Origin of the sequence: Natrarchaeobius halalkaliphilus (genome assembly GCF_003841485.1) — an archaeon.
GTDB classification, from domain to species: domain Archaea; phylum Halobacteriota; class Halobacteria; order Halobacteriales; family Natrialbaceae; genus Natrarchaeobius; species Natrarchaeobius halalkaliphilus.
Genome location: NZ_REFY01000003.1, coordinates 111915 through 131244, shown reverse-complemented (window position 1 = coordinate 131244; position 19330 = coordinate 111915). Strand labels below are relative to the sequence as shown.

General features: G+C 63.9%; 18 protein-coding genes. 7 read left to right on the top strand and 11 right to left on the bottom strand.

The genetic code is table 11. The features are described 5' to 3' along the window. Positions 1-83: 83 nt before the first annotated feature. Both EA462_RS07555 and EA462_RS07550 read right to left on the bottom strand, forming a co-directional pair. Positions 84-2579: a PAS domain S-box protein gene (locus EA462_RS07555; protein WP_124177963.1), complete on the bottom strand. Its 2496-nt coding sequence runs from the start codon at positions 2577-2579 to the stop codon at positions 84-86. Between the two features lie 219 nt (positions 2580-2798). Beyond that, on the bottom strand, positions 2799-3008 hold the full coding sequence (locus EA462_RS07550) for a hypothetical protein (RefSeq protein ID WP_124177962.1): 210 nt from the start codon (positions 3006-3008) through the stop codon (positions 2799-2801). Positions 3009-3027: 19 nt separating this feature from the next. On the opposite strand from EA462_RS07550, the gene EA462_RS17725 reads away from it, so the two are divergent. From EA462_RS17725 to EA462_RS07540, 3 genes are all read left to right on the top strand, one after another. Next, positions 3028-3162 (top strand): hypothetical protein, encoded by a 135-nt coding sequence (locus EA462_RS17725; RefSeq protein WP_279387007.1) that lies wholly within the window; start codon positions 3028-3030, stop codon positions 3160-3162. Continuing rightward, complete coding sequence (gene wecB, locus EA462_RS07545; RefSeq protein ID WP_124177961.1) at positions 3162-4271, top strand: non-hydrolyzing UDP-N-acetylglucosamine 2-epimerase; 1110 nt, start codon at positions 3162-3164, stop codon at positions 4269-4271. Before EA462_RS17725 ends, wecB begins: the two co-directional genes overlap by 1 nt. A gap of 83 nt (positions 4272-4354) precedes the next feature. After that, on the top strand, positions 4355-5326 hold the full coding sequence (locus tag EA462_RS07540) for a phosphoadenosine phosphosulfate reductase family protein (protein WP_124177960.1): 972 nt from the start codon (positions 4355-4357) through the stop codon (positions 5324-5326). Positions 5327-5461: 135 nt separating this feature from the next. Here EA462_RS07540 and EA462_RS07535 read toward each other — a convergent pair whose 3' ends face one another. The 6 genes from EA462_RS07535 to EA462_RS07510 form a co-directional block, all read right to left on the bottom strand. Further along, positions 5462-5665, bottom strand: coding sequence for a hypothetical protein (locus EA462_RS07535; protein ID WP_124177959.1), 204 nt, complete (start codon positions 5663-5665; stop codon positions 5462-5464). 92 nt (positions 5666-5757) lie between these two features. Then, entirely contained in the window at positions 5758-5949 is a 192-nt protein-coding gene (locus EA462_RS07530) for a DUF7333 family protein (RefSeq protein WP_124177958.1), read from the bottom strand. Between the two features lie 79 nt (positions 5950-6028). After that, the gene (locus EA462_RS07525; protein ID WP_124177957.1) at positions 6029-6781 is read right to left on the bottom strand and encodes a hypothetical protein; all 753 of its coding nucleotides are present in this window, start codon (positions 6779-6781) and stop codon (positions 6029-6031) included. A gap of 100 nt (positions 6782-6881) precedes the next feature. Then, positions 6882-7730 (bottom strand): aldo/keto reductase, encoded by an 849-nt coding sequence (locus EA462_RS07520; protein WP_124177956.1) that lies wholly within the window; start codon positions 7728-7730, stop codon positions 6882-6884. Positions 7731-7829: 99 nt separating this feature from the next. After that, entirely contained in the window at positions 7830-9206 is a 1377-nt protein-coding gene (locus EA462_RS07515) for a geranylgeranyl reductase family protein (RefSeq protein ID WP_124177955.1), read from the bottom strand. A gap of 180 nt (positions 9207-9386) precedes the next feature. Next, entirely contained in the window at positions 9387-10130 is a 744-nt protein-coding gene (locus tag EA462_RS07510) for a proteasome assembly chaperone family protein (RefSeq protein ID WP_124177954.1), read from the bottom strand. Between the two features lie 193 nt (positions 10131-10323). Here EA462_RS07510 and EA462_RS07505 point away from each other — a divergent pair, with 193 nt between their 5' ends. Both EA462_RS07505 and EA462_RS07500 read left to right on the top strand, forming a co-directional pair. Further along, positions 10324-11235: an RsmB/NOP family class I SAM-dependent RNA methyltransferase gene (locus tag EA462_RS07505; RefSeq protein ID WP_124177953.1), complete on the top strand. Its 912-nt coding sequence runs from the start codon at positions 10324-10326 to the stop codon at positions 11233-11235. Next, positions 11232-11780, top strand: coding sequence for a DUF7122 family protein (locus EA462_RS07500; protein ID WP_124177952.1), 549 nt, complete (start codon positions 11232-11234; stop codon positions 11778-11780). The genes EA462_RS07505 and EA462_RS07500 overlap by 4 nt, the downstream gene beginning before the upstream one ends. A gap of 55 nt (positions 11781-11835) precedes the next feature. Here EA462_RS07500 and EA462_RS07495 read toward each other — a convergent pair whose 3' ends face one another. The 3 genes from EA462_RS07495 to EA462_RS07485 are packed head-to-tail and all read right to left on the bottom strand — an operon-like array spanning position 11836 to position 15643. Further along, on the bottom strand, positions 11836-12534 hold the full coding sequence (locus EA462_RS07495; protein WP_124177951.1) for a hypothetical protein: 699 nt from the start codon (positions 12532-12534) through the stop codon (positions 11836-11838). A 43-nt stretch (positions 12535-12577) separates the two neighbouring features. Next, positions 12578-14104 carry a DUF790 family protein gene (locus EA462_RS07490; protein WP_124177950.1) on the bottom strand — a complete coding sequence of 509 codons (1527 nt, stop codon included), beginning with the start codon at positions 14102-14104 and terminating at the stop codon, positions 12578-12580. Positions 14105-14158: 54 nt separating this feature from the next. Beyond that, positions 14159-15643 (bottom strand): DEAD/DEAH box helicase family protein, encoded by a 1485-nt coding sequence (locus tag EA462_RS07485; protein WP_124177949.1) that lies wholly within the window; start codon positions 15641-15643, stop codon positions 14159-14161. Positions 15644-15749: 106 nt separating this feature from the next. Here EA462_RS07485 and grpE point away from each other — a divergent pair, with 106 nt between their 5' ends. Together grpE and dnaK are read left to right on the top strand one after the other, a co-directional pair. Continuing rightward, the gene (gene grpE, locus EA462_RS07480) at positions 15750-16904 is read left to right on the top strand and encodes a nucleotide exchange factor GrpE (protein WP_124177948.1); all 1155 of its coding nucleotides are present in this window, start codon (positions 15750-15752) and stop codon (positions 16902-16904) included. A 321-nt stretch (positions 16905-17225) separates the two neighbouring features. Further along, on the top strand, positions 17226-19175 hold the full coding sequence (dnaK, locus tag EA462_RS07475) for a molecular chaperone DnaK (protein ID WP_124177947.1): 1950 nt from the start codon (positions 17226-17228) through the stop codon (positions 19173-19175). The last annotated feature ends 155 nt before the right edge of the window (positions 19176-19330 follow it).

Genomic DNA, 19330 nt, shown 5'->3' with positions numbered 1-19330 from the left:
CGTTCTCCGTCGTCGCTCGGTCAAGAGTCCGAATCGCCACGTATAGGGTGCGACCAAGAGGCCGGATTAGCCTCGTCGAACACTCACGTCTCGTCACCGCTTGCAGCAGGGAGCGTAAACGAGACGGTCGCGCCTTCGCCCGGTTCGGGTTCGACCCAGATGGTACCGCCGTGGCGCTCGACGATACGTTTACAGAGCGCGAGGCCGATCCCCGTTCCCGAGTGCTCGTTCTGGGCGTGTAGGCTCTGGAACACTTCGAAGACGCGCTCCCTGTCGTCCGGATCGATACCAGTTCCCTCGTCGGCGACCGAGACGGTCACCTCCGAACCGTTCCGCACAGCGGAAACGTCTATCCGTGGCGGATCGGTACTGTACTCGATCGCGTTAGAAAGCAGGTTCTGGAATACCTGACGTACCTGTCCCGGATCAGCCTCGACGTGGGGCAGCGGCTCGGCCGTAATCTCGGCATCGCTCTCTTCGATTCTCACCTGAAGATCCCGGCGAACGTCCGCCAGAACGGCGTCTAGATCGATCTGCTCGAAGGGATCGCCGCGCGTTTCGATCCGCGAGTACTCGAGCAGTCCCTCGATCATCTCGCGCATCCGGTCGGCACCGTCGGTGGCGAACTGGATGAACTCCTCACCGTCTTCGTCGAGCTCATCCGCGTAGCGGCGCTCGATCAACTGGAGATAGCTCGTGACCATCCGCAGGGGCTCTTGGAGGTCGTGTGAGGCGGCGTACGCGAACTGTTCGAGGCGCTTGTTGGATTCCTCGAGTCGGCGCTCGAACCGCTTTCGCTCGGTGATATCGGCCAGGGCACCGGGGAAGGTTGTCGGGTTTCCGTCATCGTACTCGACGTGACCGCGCGCGACGACCCACCGGAGTTCGTCGTCGTCGTCCCAGACGCGGTACTCTTCTTCGTACTCCTCACCCGATTCGATGGCGGCCTCGATCTCGCGTTCGACCCGCTCGCGGTCGTCGTCGTGGATGGCCGAGGCGAACCGGTCGAACGACACGCCCTCCGAGGCCGCGTCGGGATCGATCCCGAACTTCTTGGCGAACGACACGCCCGTGACCAGCCGGTCTTCGGGAATGTGCCACTCCCAGGTCCCGACAGCGCCGGCTTCTGTCGCCGCTTCCAGTCGCTCTTTCGCATCCTCGAGATATCGCTCGCGTTCGACCCGTTCGGTCACGTCGTTCGCCGCGCCCAACCATCGAGTGATTTCGCCGTCCTCGTTCAGGAGCGGTGTGGCGCGCAAGACGATCCAGGCTGCTGTGCCGTCTTCACGAACGATCCGGTGTTCCAACTCGAAGCTGCGTTTCGCACGAATGGCTTCGTCGATAGTTCGCTGAACGCGCGGCCGGTCATCGGGGGGTACGTATTTTTCAACCCACGACGGCCCTTCCTCGTCGGTGTCAGCGAGGAAATCAGATCCCTCTAACCTGTGCATCTCGCTCCAGTCCGCGTTCGTGCTGAACACCGCATCCGACGTGGTGGTGACCAACGCGCGAAAGCGCTCTTCGCTCTCGTGCAGTTGTTCGTACGCGCTTTGTTTCGCCTGCTGTAGTAACTCCTGTCCGCGCAGCGCGATGTCAGATGCGAGCTGTGAATTCGACCCCGATACGAGCTGTGAATCCGACGTGTCGGGAGCGTGTAACAGCTCCTGTTCGTCCTCTGCCTGAAGTTCCTGGACGATTGGAGTGATGTCCTCGACGCTGTGGACGATGTAGTCGATTTTGCCAGTCGGGTCGAACACCGGCGAATTGATCGGATTCCACCACCGCTCTTCGAACTCTTCGCCGCCGAACTCGGTGCGCTCGCCCGATGGGGATCGCCTCGCTTCGCTCGGCTCACCGCCACCGGTTCCGCGGTCGGGAATCGGATAGTGCGTCACCGGCATGGTGTCCGGTTCCCCGGACTCCGCTACCCTCTCGAGCGACTCACGGAGGTTCTCGACGCCATCGGCCGGGTCGTCTGGGTTGTTCGGAAAGATCTCGAACAACGTCTTACCCAGGATCTCCGATCGCTCGGTCATCGTCGCGTCGAGATACGCGTCGCTCACGGCCACGATTTCGTACCCTCCGGGCTGTACGATCAGATAGTTTCCGGGCACGTTCTCGAACAGTCGGCGGAAGGTCGCTTCGGTGGCTTCCGGTTTCCTCCGTCGACGTCCGCCAGTTTCGCGGACGATACCGACCGTTTCCTGTACGGTATCATCCGACCGGAGTACGTTCACCCGCAGTTCACAGCGAATCTGTTCGCTGTCGGCGGTCTCCACGGTGAGATCGAGTAACCGGCTGTCGTCGGAGGGGGTCGCTCGGAGGCGGTCGATCTCGCGTTCGATCGTCTCACTGTCCCTGCCGAAGAGCACCGACACGTGCTCGCCGAGCAACCGTTCGCGCGCGAACCCGGTTATCTCGACGATGCGGTCGTTGACCGAGAGGAGGCGGCCGTCTGCGTCGAGTCGGTAGATTCCGGCGTCGATCGAGTCGATCAGGGAACGGTAGTGCCCGAGGGCCTCGGTGTCGTCCGCATCTCCCCAGAACGCCGCTTCAGAAGATCCGGACCGTTCGCTCATATACGTGGGGGAGGACCTCGACTCTGATAAGTTCCGTGCTGGGACCGCGATCCGGACGAGTCGCGCTGTGAAATTGAACAGTACAGCGCCGCTTAGACGCCGGGAAATCCGTTTTCGCCCATTACTTTGATTTTCGAAGTAAAGGGCACGACCGCACCTCGGGCGCGTTCTTCGGGGTTCCGATACGGTAGTCGCCACTTCGCGTCGCACCATCCCCGCTCAGACGATGGCGACGCGGTCGGTGTGGATCGGCGCAGCTGTGACGATACCCCTCGAGTTCGGACGGTAACCCGTCCCATCCGATCCGTTTGGCAGTGGGTACCTCGAGGCGTCGACGTCGCGTCCGTTCGCCTCGAGGTACAGCCACTGACTTCTCCGAGGTAACGCCTCGATAACGAAATAATCCGTTCTAGAAGGGGAGACTGCCATGATTTCCGAGGTGATCCAGGTGGGACGATCTTTCTGCCAGCTCCGAACAGCCCTCCAGCCCGTCGAAGCGACCGGTGATCCGCTCGAGACGGATACCGTCGGACACGATGTCGAATCGCCAGGCGACGGACTCGACCGATCGGAGGTGTGCTGATGCGGGTGTGTTCGATCGTCGGCGCTCGTCCGCAGTTCGTCAAGGCGGCGGTCATCTCGCGAAAGCTCCGGGAGGTGGGCGAGGAGGTACTCGTTCACACCGGCCAGCACTACGACGAGGAGCTTTCCGGCGTCTTCTTCGACGAACTCGACATTCCGGAGCCGGAGTACAATCTCGGCGTCCAGTCCGATACGCACGGCCGCCAGACCGCGGCGATGATCGCGGCGCTCGAACCCATCCTCGAGGAGACAGAACCCGACGCGATCTTGCTCTACGGCGATACGAACTCGACGCTGGCGGGCGCGATCGTCGGCTCGAAGCGCGACCTGACCGTCGCTCACGTCGAGGCGGGGCTGCGAAGCGACAACTGGGAGATGCCCGAGGAGGTAAATCGCGTGCTGACGGATCACGCCTCATCGCTGTGTTTCGCACCGAGTCGGACAGCGGTCACCAACCTCGCGGAGGAGGGAATCACCGACGGCGTCCACTGGACCGGCGACGTGATGTACGACGCGATCCTCGACGCCAGGGAGCGCTCGAGACGGCGCTCGACGATCCTCGAGGAACTCGACGTCGCCGAAGAGTCGTTCGTGCTCGCGACGGTCCACCGGGCGAGCAACACCGATGATCCAGAAAACCTTGCCGCCATCATCGACGGGCTTTCCGACGCGTCGCTCCCCGTGGTCTTTCCGGCACATCCGCGCACAGCGTCCCGACTGCGGGAGTTCGACCTCTGGGATCGGGCGACCCGCGACCTCCGGGTCATCGATCCCCAGGGCTACCTCGATTTCGTTCGGCTGCTCGATGCGACAGAGCGAGTCGCGACGGATTCGGGGGGCGTCCAGAAGGAAGCGTTCTTCCTCAGCACGCGCTGTCTCACGCTCCGGGAGGAAACCGAGTGGACCGAAACCGTCGACTGCGGCTGGAATCGGCTGGTCGGCCCGAACGCTCGATCGATTCACGAGAGCCTTCACGAGGATTGGGAACCTGAGTCGAGTCCTCACCCGTACGGCGACGGGGCGGCCGGCCGGCGCATCGTTCGGCTTCTCCAGGAGCGCCTCGCCGTCGCGGACCCGGAACGACGGGTCGAGGCTCCGGCGCTCGATTGAGGCCGACCGGAACCGTAGCTTCCGTCAGAGGTTTCCGGACTCCCAAACGGTTTAACCGTGCTAATTATATCTAATTACAGACGATGCCACCGAACTTCCCCGAGTACGTCGACGTCGACTACGACGACGGCGACGGCGAGGATCCAGCGGACTATCCACACGTCAACGACAGAATCGAGAAAGCGATCGAAGTCACCCGACAGGGCCTCGAGCAATACGAGAACCCGGCCGTCATGTGGACCGGCGGAAAGGACTCGACGCTCGTCCTCTACTTCGTCAAAGAAGTAGCCGAACAGTACGACCTCGAGGTGCCCCCGGCCATCTTCATCGATCACTACCAGCACTTCGAGGCGATCCACGACTTCGTCGACCACTGGGCCGACGAGTGGGACCTCGAAGTCATCTACGCGCGCAACGACGACATCGGCACCTACGTCGAAGAGAACGGCCTCGAGCCCGGCGACGACGTCCCGGTCTCGGAGCTCTCCGAACACAACCGCCACCACGTCGAGAACATCCTCGAGTACGAGGAAGACGCGTTCCCGTTCCTGCTCGACACCTACGCCGGCAACCACCTGCTGAAGACCGTCGCGCTCAACGACGCCTTAGAGGAGTACGACGTCGACGGCGTCATCTCCGGCGTCCGCTGGGACGAACAGGAGGCACGCGCCGACGAGACGTTCTTCTCGCCGCGACACGACCCGGACATCTACCCCCCACACGACCGCGTCCAGCCGATCCTCCAGTTCGACGAGGCCGCCGTCTGGGAGGCGTTCTGGAACTTCGTCGTCCCCGACACCGTCGCCGAGTTCCCCGACGACGGCTACGTCCCACAGAGCGACGACGACCTGCCGAACGACCTCACCCAGGACGACATCCCCGTCTCGCCCAAGTACTTCGCCGGCTTCCGCTCGCTGGGAAGCGAGATCAGCACCGAAAAGAGCGACGAGGACCCCGCCTGGCTCCAGGACTTAGAGGGGACCACCGAGCGTGCGGGCCGCGCCCAGGACAAAGAGGACCTGATGGAGCGCCTGCGCGACCTCGGCTACATGTAACGGCCGCGGTGGAGGTCACTTCGATCGACGGACGTTCCCTCCGTAGGGATCGATTTACACCCATCGTCGAGTTCTCCTCGAGCTCGTGCTCCGTTCCGATGTCACCGTTCGCCGCCGATGTCCCTGATCCTCGAGTCAGCCCTGCTCCGCGGCGGCCGCGAGTCGCCGCGGAACGATCACGGCGTTCGCCAGCGCAAGCGCGACGACGATCCATCGGACGGTCCCGTCGAACTGCCAGAACGCCACGACGAAAAGGATTGCCGTCGTCGAGGCGGCGATCCCGTATCGAAACGTCGGACTGTCCAGCAGGTTGATCTCGTCCGATTCGGCACGAGTCATGGCGCATACTTTTCGCGAACCGACGTAACGATTTCTATCGCCACGAATACCGTCGATCCGTTTCGACCGTCGACGCGAACTGCCGTCACCGCTCACCGCGCCGCGCGGTACTCGCCGTGTTTGACCCCGATGACGAGTGCGATCGCACCGAAGACGATCATCGACGGGACGACCATCATCAACACGGTATCGACCGCCATCATCGGGGTTACGAGCAACGCGGCGGCCCCGAGAGCCACGATCAGTGCGAACGCTACAGTCGTTTTCGCGAGGTCGAACTTCATACGCGGCGGTAGGGCGCGAGCGACCGAGTATCGTCGGAAACCGGAAAATCGTCCCGGCCGACGAAAACGGGCCTCGAGATCAGTCGCTCGACGGCCGGACGAGATCCGCGAGCGCGATCGGAATCCCGAGGAACCAACCGAGCGGGAACGAGATACCGACCCACATTCCCGCGTAGGCCGCACCTTCGAGCGTGAAGTTCGTGCGCAGCCACTCGTTGAGGCCGCCGACGTGCAAGATCGTATCGAGGATCCAGATGGCGAAGTCGTAACTCGGTTCGAGGATGACGCCCTCGAGCGACGGCGTCACGAGCGCCGCGACGACCGGCGGCAGGAAGATCGCGGTCATCGCGAAGGGATAGGCGAAGAGGACGGAGACGAGTCGGCCGCCGGTCTTCGAAAACCCCGCCGCGAGCGCCGTCGAAAGGACCCCGACGAGACTCGCAGCAGCGACGGCGAGGAAGGCGTCGAACGGCAGTCGCAAGTGAGCCACGACGGTCAGGGTCCCCCAGGCGAGGATGGCGACGCCGGTCACGCCGACGATACCCAGACGAGTTCGCGTCGAGTCGAGTTTCACCGCGTAGTAGCGGGTCGCAAAGCCGAGAACGGTGAGGGGATAAAGCGCGAGCAAGCCGATCGTTCCGAGGACGCTCCAGACGTGATAACCGATCTTCTGTGGAAGCGTCTCGGGTTTCCACTTGCCCATGACGGAGTGGCCGCGGCCACGCTGACGCGGGAATGCGAGTTCCATCCACGCGCCGTGTAGCCGCCCGAGGTCGGCCCTGATCGCGCCGACGACCCCACCACCGCCGCCCCTCCCAGAGTGGGTTGACATACGCAAGCAAAACTGCCGGTGAACCGTAAACTTTCCTTCTCTTTCTTTCCACCCGACAGGTCAGAGACGGATCGATCGACCGACGATCACGCTTCGTTTCTCAGTTCCAGGCTGCGAGGTCGGGATCGACCGCTCGCCTTCCGGCGTCGATCGCGTCGATCCGCTCGAGTTCGGCCGGCTCGAGTTCGAGCCCTAGCGACGCCCAGTTCTGGCGGATGTGATCCGTACCGGTCGCCTTCGGAATCGCGACGATCCCGTTCTGGCGAAGCCAGGCGAGGCTGACCTGAACTTCGGTCCCATCGTGGTCGGCCGCGATTTCCCGAAGGACCGGATGATCGACCACCGCGCCGCGAGCGATCGGCGCGTAGGCCACGACCGCGACGTCGTGGCTCGCACAGACCTCCCGCAACTCGGGCTGCTGGAGCAACGGATGTAACTCGACCTGATTCGCCACGATCGGGACGTCACAGGCATCGATCGCTTCCCCGAGCAACTCGGGCGTGAAGTTGCTCACCCCGACGGCGTCGATGAGACCGTCGTCGGCCAGTTCGGAAAACGCCGCCATCGTCTCGTCGGCATCGTAGGTGTCCGCCGGCCAGTGGACGTACAACAGGTCGACGGAATCGACGCCCAGTCGGGCGAGACTCGCTCGAGTCGTCTCGAGGACGTCGTCGTACGACAGATCGGTGTACCAGACTTTCGTCGCGAGAGTGACGTCCTCGCGGTCGACGTCCGCTCGATCGATCCCCGCACCGACCGCCCGCTCGTTGTCGTACAGCTGGGCGGTGTCGACGTGGCGATAACCCACCTCGAGTGCCGTCCTGACGCTTTCTGTACACTGGTCGGGATCGGTGTTCCGGTAGGTTCCGAGTCCGAGCATCGGTATTCCGTTCGTGGTCGGACAGTGCTCCGGCGATATCGCGTCGGCATCGTCGACTCCGGGTACCATAGCGGAGACGATGAGGGGCGACAGAATATGGGTTTGGGTTGTCACGGGACCGATGGGAAGCAGGTCGAACCCGACGCTCGAGTCGAAATCAGTCGATCGTCAGTACTTCGGATCGGCACCGGTAACGTCGTAGACCCGATCCAGCACGGCGTCGCGTTCGCGCTGCCACGCGCTGAACCGCGATGGGTCGTCGGGGTAGCCGTCGTAAACGTCCTTGAGCGAGCCGGCTGCGTTCTGAACCCGATACAGTTCGTAGAGAACGTCCCAGTGACCGACCGTCTTGAGGAGCGTCCGTAGCTTGAGACCCAGGCCCATGTCCGCGGTTCCCGTCTTGCCGATCGCGTCGACGAGTTGCTGGCCGGGAAGTGCGGTGATGAGTGCCACGAGTTCGTCCAGGTCGTGAGCGGTACCGAAGATGTTGTAGAGATCCATCGCGGCGAAGCGCTTGCCGAAATCGGTCTGGACGCGCTCGTTGTACTCCCAGAGCGCTGCCTCGCTCACGTCGCCGTCCGCGATCGCGTCGGCCGCGACTCGTGCCGCCCAGTGGCCGGCTTTCGCAGCGCCCGGAATCCCGCCGCCGGTACACGGATTGACGTGGCCGGCGGCGTCGCCCACCGCAAGGTAGCCGGGATGGACGGCCGAGTCGTACGGCCGACGGGTCGGCAGCGCCGCCCCGAGTTTGTTCTTGACCGACGCGTCCGAAAACTCCGGTCGGCTGGCGATGTCGTCTTTCAGAACGTCGACCAGCGCCATCGGCTTCTGGCTCATCTGGAACCCGAGTCCCGCGTTGATCTCCGTCGACGACCGCGGGAAGTACCAGAGGTAGCCCAGTTCCTCGGTCGGCTTGAACACCAGCGCGTCGTCCCACTCGACGGGCTCTGGAACCTCGAGCACCTCGCGGTAGGCCGAACAGAACTGCGAGTAGTTCACGTTCGTATCGAAGGTCGACGACGAGAGATCGGCTTTGTCCTGTAACACCGACAGCGAGCCCGCGCCGTCGACGACGACGTCGGCCTCGTACTCGAGGGGTTCGCCGTCGCGAACCGCGGTGACACCGCTCACTCGACCGTTCGGCTGAACGACGTCGTTGACGACCGTGTCGTAGTGGATCTCGGCACCCGCTCGCTCGGTTTCATCGAGCAGGACCTGTCCGTAGGCGTGTCGATCGACCACGGCGCCGGTCTGACCGAACGGGATCTCGATCGACTCGCCGGTCCGTGGGTTCTCGAAGATACCCCGACTGATCTCGCGGTTGGTGAACGATTCCGATTTGAGGCGATCGCGATCGACGACGTCGGGAAACGAACTCTTCCCCTTGATACCGTCGCCACAGGCGATCTTACCGGCCTCGTCGGCTGTCTTTCGCTCGAGGAGGGCGACCTCGAGTCCGTCTCGGGCCGCTGTCGCCGCGGCGAAACAGCCGGCCGTTCCGCCGCCGACGACGACCATCTCGTACGACTCGGTGCTCGAAGTCATCTCTATTCCCTCGAAATGGTGCCGAGAATAAAAAATACATGGGGGTTGTTCTGACGCCGAAGAGACGACGGAACGCGCCGAGCGCGTGATTCGTCGCCGCCGATCGAGTTGCTCGAATCGGCGACGCTGGCTCGCCGTACGGATCGTGGCCGGGCCGACCGCTCGATGGTCGGAAGGTGACTACTGGTACATCCGCAACGGCTGGGCCTGTGTACTCTCGTCTTGACCCATCGCCTGCATCTGCTGGGCGAGTTGTTCGCGTTTCTTGCGGATCTCTTCGGCCCGTTCGACGAGTTCGCGAACGTCGAGCGAGACGTCAGCGATGGGCGCGATTCCGTCCTCGAGCAGGACGCTCGCGGCCTCGGGGTCGGGGAACTGCGGACTGCACTCGACGACGAGGCCGAGACACCCATACTCGAGCTGTGCAGCTCGGTTGATCAGTGCGCCCGTGGGTCCCGTGACGACCCCGTCCTCCGGCGGAACGGCGACACCGTGGGTCTCGAGGGTTTCAGCCGCTTCGCCGGTCGAGATCCCGTAGAGAGACGGACGGTCGTCCTCTCGCTCGTCGGGAAGGCCGCTGAGATAGATCGGCGTCGCGTCCTGCTCGACGATCCAGCTGGTGACGCAATCGGCGACGTTCTCGACGGCCTGGGCGCTGACAGGTGCATCGCTCTGGAGCGCCAACAGGTCGTGCTCTTCGCTGACGTAGAGGCGAACCGGCGGGCGAACCGACCGCTCGTCGCCGCGGTAGACGCCGATCCGGGGTAGCCCTTCGCAGTGGACGCTCGCGTAGTAGCGCATGTCGAGTTCGCTGACGAGGTGGTCGGTCGCGATCTTTCCAACCAGTCCGACGCCCGGGAATCCCTCGACGATCGTCGGCTCCTCGAGGTCGGCCTCCGGACCCTGTACGCGAATCTGTGCCATAGGCGAGAGGAGTCGCGGCGTGACCATAAAACGATGGTACGCGAAGAACGCACGGAACCGTCGGGACGGCGAACCGACGGCCGGAGTCGGAGAGTAACGAACGCGATGACGAACTTCGGCCGGCCGGGCATGGCGGTTACTCGTCGCGATCGCTTCGAAACCCACAAGCGCCGCGCCGACGAACGCTCGACAAATGGAGGCTCTCGAGCGGTACCGGCCGATCGTCGACGAGTTCGAGAGGTTTCTCGCGGCGTGCGAGCGACCGCTCGGAAACGCGGTCCGCGTGAACACGATCAAGGCGCCCGTCGAGCGGGCGACGGCGACGCTCGAAGAGGAAGACGTCGCGTTCGAGCAGGCGTCGTGGAATCCGCGCGTGCTTCGCCTCGAGACGGACTCGCCGGGATCGACGTGGTCGTCCGTCCACGGCTTTACGCACGGACAGGAGGAGGTCTCGGCCGTGCCGCCGGTCGTCCTCGATCCCCAACCGGGTGAGCGGGTGTGGGACTGCTGTGCCGCACCGGGGGGAAAGACGACCCAGATCGCGGCCCGAATGGACGATCGGGGGACCGTCGTCGCCAACGACAACAACCTCGGTCGGCTCTCTGCACTGCGGTTCAACGCCGAGCGACTGGGCGCAACGAGCCTCGCGGTGACCAACGCCGACGCCAGAAACTTCTCGATGAAGCCGTTCACGTTCGACGCCTTCGACCGGTCGCTCGTCGACGCCCCCTGTTCCTGCGAGGGGACGATTCGAAAGAACCCCGACGCACTGGACAACTGGTCCGAGGACCACCTTCACTCGGTCGCCGGGATTCAAAAGGGGATCCTCCGTCGGGCGATCCAGACCACGCGCGAGGGCGGCACCGTCGTCTACTCGACGTGTACGTTCGCCCCCGAGGAAAACGAGGCCGTCGTCCAGCACGCCGTAGAGAACGAGCCCTGCCGCGTCGTCGACTTCGACTTCGACCTCGAGTACGCGCCCGGCCTCCGGGAGTGGAACGGCGAGGCGTTCGATCCGACGCTCGAGCGGACCGCGCGGATTTACCCCCACCACAACGACACCGGCGGCTTCTTCGTCGCGAAACTCGAGGTGACCGCCGAATGACCGACGGTGACCGAGCGGACGCCGAGGATCGGGACGCCGATCGGAAGTCGAACGACGGCCAGCGGTTCGATCGACTGCCCGCCACCGAGGCCGAGCGAACCGTCGAGGGCCGCGCCAGCCGACGCGAGGTCCTCGAGTACGTCGACGATCGATTCGGGATTCCGCCCGAAACGTTCGACGACTACACGTTCTGGGAGAAGGGAGCGGGCAAGATCTGGATCTACGCCGGCGAGGCGTCTTCGCCGCTCGAGATCGAAGCGATCGGGATGACCTGCCTGCGAACCCGCCAGGAACACTGGAAGCCGACGACCGACTTCGTCCAGCGCTTCGGCCGCCACGCCCAGACGTGCGTGATCGAGCTCGATCCCGAGGCCGCCCGACGGTTCGTCGCCGGCGAGGACCAGGAACTCGAGTGGGACGGCGACTGGGGCTACCTCGTCGTCGGCCACGAACTCGCCGGCGACCTCGAGCCGATCGGCGTCGGGATGTACGTCCACGGCGAACTCCGTTCGATGATGCCCAAGGGACGACAGCGAAAGCTGTAGCTCGGTTTTCACTGTATCGACGGGTCCGAACCGTCTCGATTACGGTTTCGTCCGCTCACTCACGAATCGCTCCGACGAGTGACCGAACCGTTCCCGGCCCGTTCTCGAAGAGGGCCCGTGGGAACCGTCGTCGTCCGCCCGCAAGCGCGTTCTCGAGCGCCCGCGTCGCGTCCTCGAAGACACCGTCTCCGTGACCGACGAGGATTCGGTCCGGTTCGAGGCGACGCAACGACCGCGGCGGCGCGAGGCGTCGGAAAAGCTCGAGGCCGATCCGCTCGTTTCCGACGACGAACGGATCGAGCGTCCCCATCGAGTCCGGCACGTACAGCGTTTCGTGCGACTCCCAAAAGAGGATGGCCTCGCTCCACATCGGCACCGGCTCACAGCGCTGGACGCGGATCGTGGGAGCCGGCCGGTCGTCGTAGCGCCGAACCGGTGCGTCGGTGCGCTCTTCGATGCGTCCCATCCACTCGGGAACGGAGACGGGCACGTCGTACTCGCGCGCGAACCAGTCGGCATCTCGAGCGTGCCAGCACGAGCAGACGGTCACGCCGACGACGTCGTCCTCGAGCGCCGCGATCAGGTCGCCGACGCCGGGCGCTCGAAGCGGATCGACCAACCAGATCCCCTCCTCGCCGCGAACGGCGTGACTCGCACGCTGGCCGAACTCCTCTCGGTGTGCGATCCATCCGACCCCGTCGTCGAACCGATCGATCTCCCGGTATCCGTCGGACTCGTCTCGAGCGTAGGCCATATCGTTCGATACTCGTCAACGATCCAAACAGTTTTCGGTCGGTTCACCGTTCGACGATCGTCCCGCCGGCGAGACCGTCCCACTCGACTCGGTAGCCGAGTCTCGAAAGCATCGCACTCGAGTCCGAGACTCCGTACTCCTCGAGTCGGCTTTCGGCATCCGCGAGGTCCATTCCGACGTCGAGCGCCTCTTCGAGTGCATCGATAACGGTCGGCCGGATCAACGTGCGGCCGATCCGGTCGTGCTCGGGAACCGTCACGTCGGCCAGCGCGTCGACGCTGACGCCGTGTCGGTTCGCGAGCTTCTCGAGCGAGATCACGTCGTCGTCGGGGACGATCTCTCCGGGCAGGGACGCGGCGCTCTCGGCCACGAGCTGGCGTTCGTACTCCCGGAGTACGTCGACGACGTCTTTGATTCTGACCGATCCCGAGTACGGTATCGCCCGGAAGTCTCTGGCGGCGATCTCCTGGCCCACGCCGAGGGATTCATCGACGGCGACGACCAGTTCGACCTCCTCGAGCCCCTCGAGTTGTTTCAGCTTCTTTTCGACGTACTCCGGCGTCCAAAACCCCATGATTTCGAAGAAGACCCGAAAGGATGCGTGTTCGTACTCGAAGGAAAAATCCGGGATCATCACTCGCGTTCCCGTCGCGAGGGGCTCCGGCTCGCGCACGAGGTCCCACTCGAGGTCGAGGTCGCTAAACCGAGCCGCGAAGTCGGCCTCGATGCCGCTGTCGAAGCTCACGTCCGCGACCGGATCGGCGGTGGGAACGCCGACCGGGTCGTCGTCCGATAGCTCGAGGAGTCGCTCGGTTCCGCGGTCGTCGATCGTCGCCTCCAGGTGCCACGCGTTCGCGCTCGCGACCGTCCGCAGGAGGCGTGCAAAGCGCGTGCCGTACCGCCGAGTCGACCGAAAGAGGTGCGTTGGTCCGGTGACGACGACCTCGCGGTTACTCGCATCGCCGCTCGTCTCATTCTCGGTTCGCTTTCGAATCTCGTACATCAGCCGCAGTCGCTTGACCGCCGATACGAGTCCGTTCGGATCGCTCGAACGGACCCGAAGCTCCGTGGCGTCGAACAGCGCGGTCTGGGCGAGCGAGAGGTTGTACTGGGCGAGCAGTCCGTCGGGATCCCAGCGCGGATCGACCTCGGTCAGAACCTGACGTTCGTCGAGATCGGCGTAGAACGACCGCTCGAGGTCGTCGGCCGAGACGCCGAACGACTCGCCGGCGCGCACGAGCGCCATCGCTCGCTCGTCGGCCGTGACGACGTCGACGGCTTCGGCCGCTTCGAACGCCGCGCGTCGGGCGCGTTCGGGCTCGATCGCAGCCTCGGTTTCGAACGTCGCGTCGCGCTCGAGCAACGCGGCGAACCCCCGGACCAGCTTGAAGTCGTCCGCATCGCGCTCGAGGTCGGTCAGGGCGTCCTCGAGTTCCCCGCGAGTCTCGTCTACGTGGCCCTGATAGGTTCCGACGACGCGAGCCGCGAGCGGCCGGTGCTCGCGCGCGGCGAACTGCGGGTGATAGCCGCCACCGGCCCGCGAGATCCGAAGCAGGTCCTTCGTCAGCATCTACCCGTCGCTTGCGCCCCGACCGTCAAAAGCGGTCCGACGGAGTGTACGGTCTCACCGGCGTCGCCGGGAGACGCGCTTTTCCCCGGTTTCAGCGCTGATGACTTCGTAGAGGAGTGCGCGCCCCCCGTCCGATTTCGGGCGCAGAATCCGGCCGAGACGCTGGGTGAACTCCCGCTCGCTCGCGCTGCCCGAGAGCACGACCGCGACGGACGCGTCAGGAACGTCGACGCCCTCGTCCAGCACGTTCGACGTCGCGATCCGGGTGTAGGTTCCGTCGCGAAAGCGCTCGAGTATCCCCCGGCGTTCCTTGGCCCCGGTCTGGTGGGTGATCGTCGGAATCAAAAATCGCTCGCTGACGTCGTAGGCGAGGTCGTTGTGCGCCGTAAAGACGATCGTTCGCTCGTCGCGGTGATCCGCGAGAATTTCCTCGAGTGCCTCGATCTTCGCGTCGCTTCCCAGCATGATCTCACGGGCGCGCTGTCGCGCGAGCAGCGCGTGCCTGGCTTCGGGATCGTTCCCGGAGCGTTTGACGAGTTCCTGGTAGTCCGAGCCACGTTGCATTCGGATATTCGAGCGCGCCAGATAGTTCGTAAAGATCTCCTGGTTTCGGTCGTACGCCTCGCGCTCGTCGGGAGTCAACTCCACCTCGAGTTGTTTGACGTCGTAGGGGGCGAGGTGCTCGCCGGCCAGATCGTCTGGCTCGAGGTGGTAGACGACTGGTCCGACGATCTCTTCGATAACTTCGTGGGCGTCGTCGGGGCGCTCGAACGTGGCGGTGAGTCCCAGTCGTGCGGGGGCCGAGAGCAGCCGAGCGATTTCGCGGTAGCCCTCGCCGCCGAGGTGGTGAACTTCGTCGAAGACGACGAGTGCGAATCTGTCGCCAACCGAATCCGCTTTCAGGTACGCCGAGTCGTACGTCGAGACGGTGATCGGCTCGAGCCGTTGCTCGCCGCCGCCGAAGCGGCCGATCGACACGCCGAACTCCGCCTCGAGTTCTCCCTGCCACTGTTCCAGCAAGTCGATCGTCGGAACGACGACGAGCGTCGGAACCGCCAGACGTTCGATCGCATAGAGCGCGATGACGGTCTTGCCGCTTCCCGTCGGTAACTCGAGGACGCCCGCGGGAGCGACGGTCGCTCGAGTCGCCGTCGTCAGCGCCTCCGACGACCCGCCGTTGCTCGACCAGCGATCCGTCTCGAGCCACGCCGAGAGCGCGTCGTACTGGTACTCCCGAAGCTCGTAGGCGGACTCGAGCGCCGGAAGCGACCCGTCGAACGATCGGACCCGGTCGTCGATAGCGCGCCCGCTCCCCGCGAGCGCCCCTCGAAGCTCGGCGTACCGAAACGCGGGAACGCGAAACCCGTCGGTTCGCGGGTCCACGTCCAGCTCCGGGATCGCGTCCCGAACCGATCGCGCGAGTGCCGGCTCGTCCTCGAGCCCGTCGATCCGAATCGTTCCGTCCTCGTATCGAAGCTCGACGGTCGAAGCACCGTCCGATGACCGCGTCACGTCCTCCGATCGGAGACGAACGGCCATATACTATCGGGATCGGAGACCATCGAGATGGTAACGGTGGTACTTCTATGCACGGTCTCGAGCGGGGACCTCAACCCTTTTATTACCGCTGTTCGTTGGTCCGAACATGAGCGAAGACGAGGGCACGAACTCCGCAGCCCAGAGTGTCCCGTCCGAGGAAGAATCGGACGAAAACGAGCCCGAACGCGGTGAAACCGACGCCGATGCGAACGCGGAAACACCACAGAGTCCCGCGTCGTCGGAATCGGCCGAGGGAGACTCCGCCGAGGGCGGACAGCGATCCGACTCGAGTGAATCGGTCTCGCGCGAAGAGACGAGCGAGGAGGTCAGACAGATCCTCGACCGTGTCACCGAGTACGACGACGAGCTTGGCGATCGAATCAACTCGATCGTCGACGAAATTAGACAGCTCTCGACGACGGTCGATCACCAGCGCGAGGAACTCGAGGATCTCTCGGAGCGAATCGAAGCCCAAGCCGACACGATCGACGAGCTTCAGGAGGATATAGAGGCACGCGAGAAAGTGATCTCCGAGCGCGAGGATCGACTCGAAGAGTACGAGAGCGAACTCGAGGAGCGCAAAGCGGAGGTCGTCGAGTACGAATCGGAGATCGAAGACCTCCAGAGCCGCCTCAAGCGCAAGCAGGCCGACTTCCAGAACTACAAAAAGCGCGCGAAAAAGCGCCAGCAACAGATCAAAGACCGGGCGACTGAGGATCTGGTCGAGCGCCTCATCGGCGTCCGGGACAACTTAAAGCGCGCACTCGAGGACGAAAGCGGCGACGCGGACAGCCTCCGCGACGGTGTCGAAATGACGCTCCGAGAATTCGACCGCGTGCTGGAGGACGAAAACGTCTCGGAGATCGATCCGGAACCCGGAACCGAAACCGATCCCCAGCGTCACGAGGTCATGATGAACGTCGACAGCGCGTTGCCGGAGGGGACGATCGCGGACGTCTATACCCCCGGGTACGAGATGGGCGATAAGGTCATCCAGAACGCACAGGTGACGGTTTCGAACGGCGAACTCGAGGAGGAGTCGGCCGAACGAGAATCCGAACCGGCGTCGGACAGCGGCAACGAGCCCGAGACGGCGGACGATTCGACCGGTTCACAGGCAGACGACGCGGACGAGACTGGTGACGACGGGGACGAACCCGAGGAGGATGCGATCGAACTCGATGGAGCAGTCGACGACGGCGCTGACGAGGCGACCGACGGCGATACCGAGGACTCGGACGACGGCTCGAGTCAGTCCTGATCGCTCGCCACGAGCGATCGACAGCCGTGAGCCGGTCGGACTCGAGATTCTGTCGGTTCGTTGCTCCGTTTTTCACATGACGTAGGGGCTAGAAAATAGTGGCAGAAACGTCTGACTCGGCGCGAATCCCGTTCGCCTTCTCCGGCATTCGAGTCGGCTGGTCACCGCGACGGTTGGTCACCGAGACAGCATCCTGACCGGTCACAGGGGTCGCGTCGATCGGTGCGTTCACGGTCGCTCGAGTCACCGCCACGAGTTTTTATTCGTCGGTTCGTCGTAGCTAGTAACGTTTAAAACAAAGTGCGCACTATATCGCCCATAATGGCGAGTAACAAGATTCTCGGTATCGACCTCGGGACGACGAACAGCGCGTTCGCGGTGATGGAAGGTGGCGATCCTGAGATCATCGTCAACGCCGAAGGCGATCGAACGACACCGTCGGTCGTCGCCTTCACCGACGACGACGAGCGTCTCGTCGGTAAGCCGGCGAAGAATCAGGCGATTCAGAACCCCGAAAAGACGATCGCCTCGATCAAACGCCACATCGGTGACGACGACTACACGGTCGAGATCGAGGGCGAGGAGTACACGCCCCAGGAAATCTCCGCGATGATCCTCCAGAAGATCAAACGCGACGCCGAGGAGTATCTCGGCGACGAGGTGGAACGGGCCGTCATCACGGTCCCGGCGTACTTCTCCGATCGCCAGCGTCAGGCGACCAAGGACGCCGGCGAGATCGCCGGCTTCGAGGTCGAACGCATCATCAACGAACCGACGGCAGCGTCGATGGCCTACGGACTCGACGACGACTCCGACCAGACGGTCCTGGTGTATGACCTCGGTGGCGGAACGTTCGACGTTTCGATCCTCGACCTCGGCGGCGGCGTCTACGAGGTCGTCGCTACCAACGGTGACAACGAACTCGGTGGCGACGACTGGGACCACGCCATCATCGACTGGCTAGCAGAGAGCTTCGAGGACGAACACGGCATCGACCTCCGTGACGACCGTCAGGCACTCCAGCGGCTCAAAGACGCCGCCGAAGAGGCGAAGATCGAACTCTCCTCGCGCAAGGAAACCGAAATCAACCTCCCGTTCATTACCGCGACCGACGACGGCCCAATCCACCTGGAGGAATCGCTCACCCGTGCCACGTTCGAATCGCTCACCGAGGACCTGATCGATCGGACGGTCGAACCGACCGAGCAAGCGCTCGAGGACGCAGGCTACGACAAAGACGACATCGACGAAGTCCTGCTCGTCGGTGGCTCGACGCGAATGCCACAGGTGTCGGAAAAGGTCGAAGAGCTAACCGGACAGGATCCACAGAAGAACGTCAACCCGGACGAGGCCGTTTCGCTGGGTGCGGCGATCCAGGGCGGCGTGTTGGGCGGGGAAGTCGACGATATCGTGTTGCTCGACGTGACGCCGCTGTCGCTTGGGATCGAAGTCAAAGGCGGACTGTTCGAACGGCTCATCGAGAAGAACACGACGATTCCGACCGAGGAGTCCAAGATATTCACCACCGCAGCGGACAACCAGACGTCGGTTCAGGTCCGGGTGTTCCAGGGGGAGCGCGAACTCGCCCAGAAAAACGAGATGCTCGGTGAGTTCCACCTGACGGGCATCCCGCCCGCCCCAGCAGGCACTCCACAGATCGAGGTCACGTTCTCCATCGACGAGAACGGGATCGTCAACGTCTCCGCAGAGGACAAGGGGACGGGCGAGAGCGAGGAGATCACCATCGAAGGCGGTGCCGGCCTCTCCGACGACGAGATCGAGAAGATGCAAGAGGAGGCCGAGAAACACGCCGAAGAGGACGAGCAAAAGCGCGAGCGGATCGAGGCACGAAACACCGCCGAGGCGACGATCCAGCGCGCAGAAACCTTGCTCGAGGAAAACGACGAGCAGGTCGACGACGATCTCCGCGAGACGATCGAAGCGGCAGTCGAAGATCTCGAGGAAACGATCGACGACGACGATTCCGAGGCCGAAGACATCGAGGCCGCGACCGAAGAGCTGAGTTCGGAACTCCAGGAGATCGGCAAACAGATGTACCAGCAACAGGCAGGTGCTGCGGGTGCCGACGGTGCGGCTGCCGGCGCTGGCGGTCCCGGAGCCGGTGCTGGCGCTGGTGCCGGAGGAATGGGTGGCATGGCCGGCGGTCCAAACCCCGGGGCGCAGGATGCCACAGCGGACGACGAAGAGTTCGTGGATGCCGACTTCGAGGACGTCAGTTTCGACGAAGACGAGGACCAAGACGACGAGTAACCTGGGCGGGGGCGGGAGCCCACCCTGGCGTGAGAGACATGAGCTAACTCGAAGCGGGGGCGAGTCCACTTCCGAGCGATCCGGGCACGAACGCACGCAATCGGCTGGTCAGCGCGTCGACGCCTGTGCCGAGCGTAATACCCGGCGGGGCGTTT

Excerpts from the sequence above, each read along its gene's own strand:
- EA462_RS07555 (WP_124177963.1), bottom strand. The coding sequence starts at position 2,579 with ATGAGCGAACGGTCCGGATCTTCTGAAGCGGCGTTCTGGGGAGATGCG.
- EA462_RS07550 (WP_124177962.1), bottom strand. The coding sequence starts at position 3,008 with ATGGCAGTCTCCCCTTCTAGAACGGATTATTTCGTTATCGAGGCGTTA.
- wecB (WP_124177961.1), top strand. The coding sequence starts at position 3,162 with ATGCGGGTGTGTTCGATCGTCGGCGCTCGTCCGCAGTTCGTCAAGGCG.
- EA462_RS07540 (WP_124177960.1), top strand. The coding sequence starts at position 4,355 with ATGCCACCGAACTTCCCCGAGTACGTCGACGTCGACTACGACGACGGC.
- EA462_RS07535 (WP_124177959.1), bottom strand. The coding sequence starts at position 5,665 with ATGACTCGTGCCGAATCGGACGAGATCAACCTGCTGGACAGTCCGACG.
- EA462_RS07530 (WP_124177958.1), bottom strand. The coding sequence starts at position 5,949 with ATGAAGTTCGACCTCGCGAAAACGACTGTAGCGTTCGCACTGATCGTG.
- EA462_RS07525 (WP_124177957.1), bottom strand. The coding sequence starts at position 6,781 with ATGTCAACCCACTCTGGGAGGGGCGGCGGTGGTGGGGTCGTCGGCGCG.
- EA462_RS07520 (WP_124177956.1), bottom strand. The coding sequence starts at position 7,730 with ATGGTACCCGGAGTCGACGATGCCGACGCGATATCGCCGGAGCACTGT.
- EA462_RS07515 (WP_124177955.1), bottom strand. The coding sequence starts at position 9,206 with ATGACTTCGAGCACCGAGTCGTACGAGATGGTCGTCGTCGGCGGCGGA.
- EA462_RS07510 (WP_124177954.1), bottom strand. The coding sequence starts at position 10,130 with ATGGCACAGATTCGCGTACAGGGTCCGGAGGCCGACCTCGAGGAGCCG.
- EA462_RS07505 (WP_124177953.1), top strand. The coding sequence starts at position 10,324 with ATGGAGGCTCTCGAGCGGTACCGGCCGATCGTCGACGAGTTCGAGAGG.
- EA462_RS07500 (WP_124177952.1), top strand. The coding sequence starts at position 11,232 with ATGACCGACGGTGACCGAGCGGACGCCGAGGATCGGGACGCCGATCGG.
- EA462_RS07495 (WP_124177951.1), bottom strand. The coding sequence starts at position 12,534 with ATGGCCTACGCTCGAGACGAGTCCGACGGATACCGGGAGATCGATCGG.
- EA462_RS07490 (WP_124177950.1), bottom strand. The coding sequence starts at position 14,104 with ATGCTGACGAAGGACCTGCTTCGGATCTCGCGGGCCGGTGGCGGCTAT.
- EA462_RS07485 (WP_124177949.1), bottom strand. The coding sequence starts at position 15,643 with ATGGCCGTTCGTCTCCGATCGGAGGACGTGACGCGGTCATCGGACGGT.
- grpE (WP_124177948.1), top strand. The coding sequence starts at position 15,750 with ATGAGCGAAGACGAGGGCACGAACTCCGCAGCCCAGAGTGTCCCGTCC.
- dnaK (WP_124177947.1), top strand. The coding sequence starts at position 17,226 with ATGGCGAGTAACAAGATTCTCGGTATCGACCTCGGGACGACGAACAGC.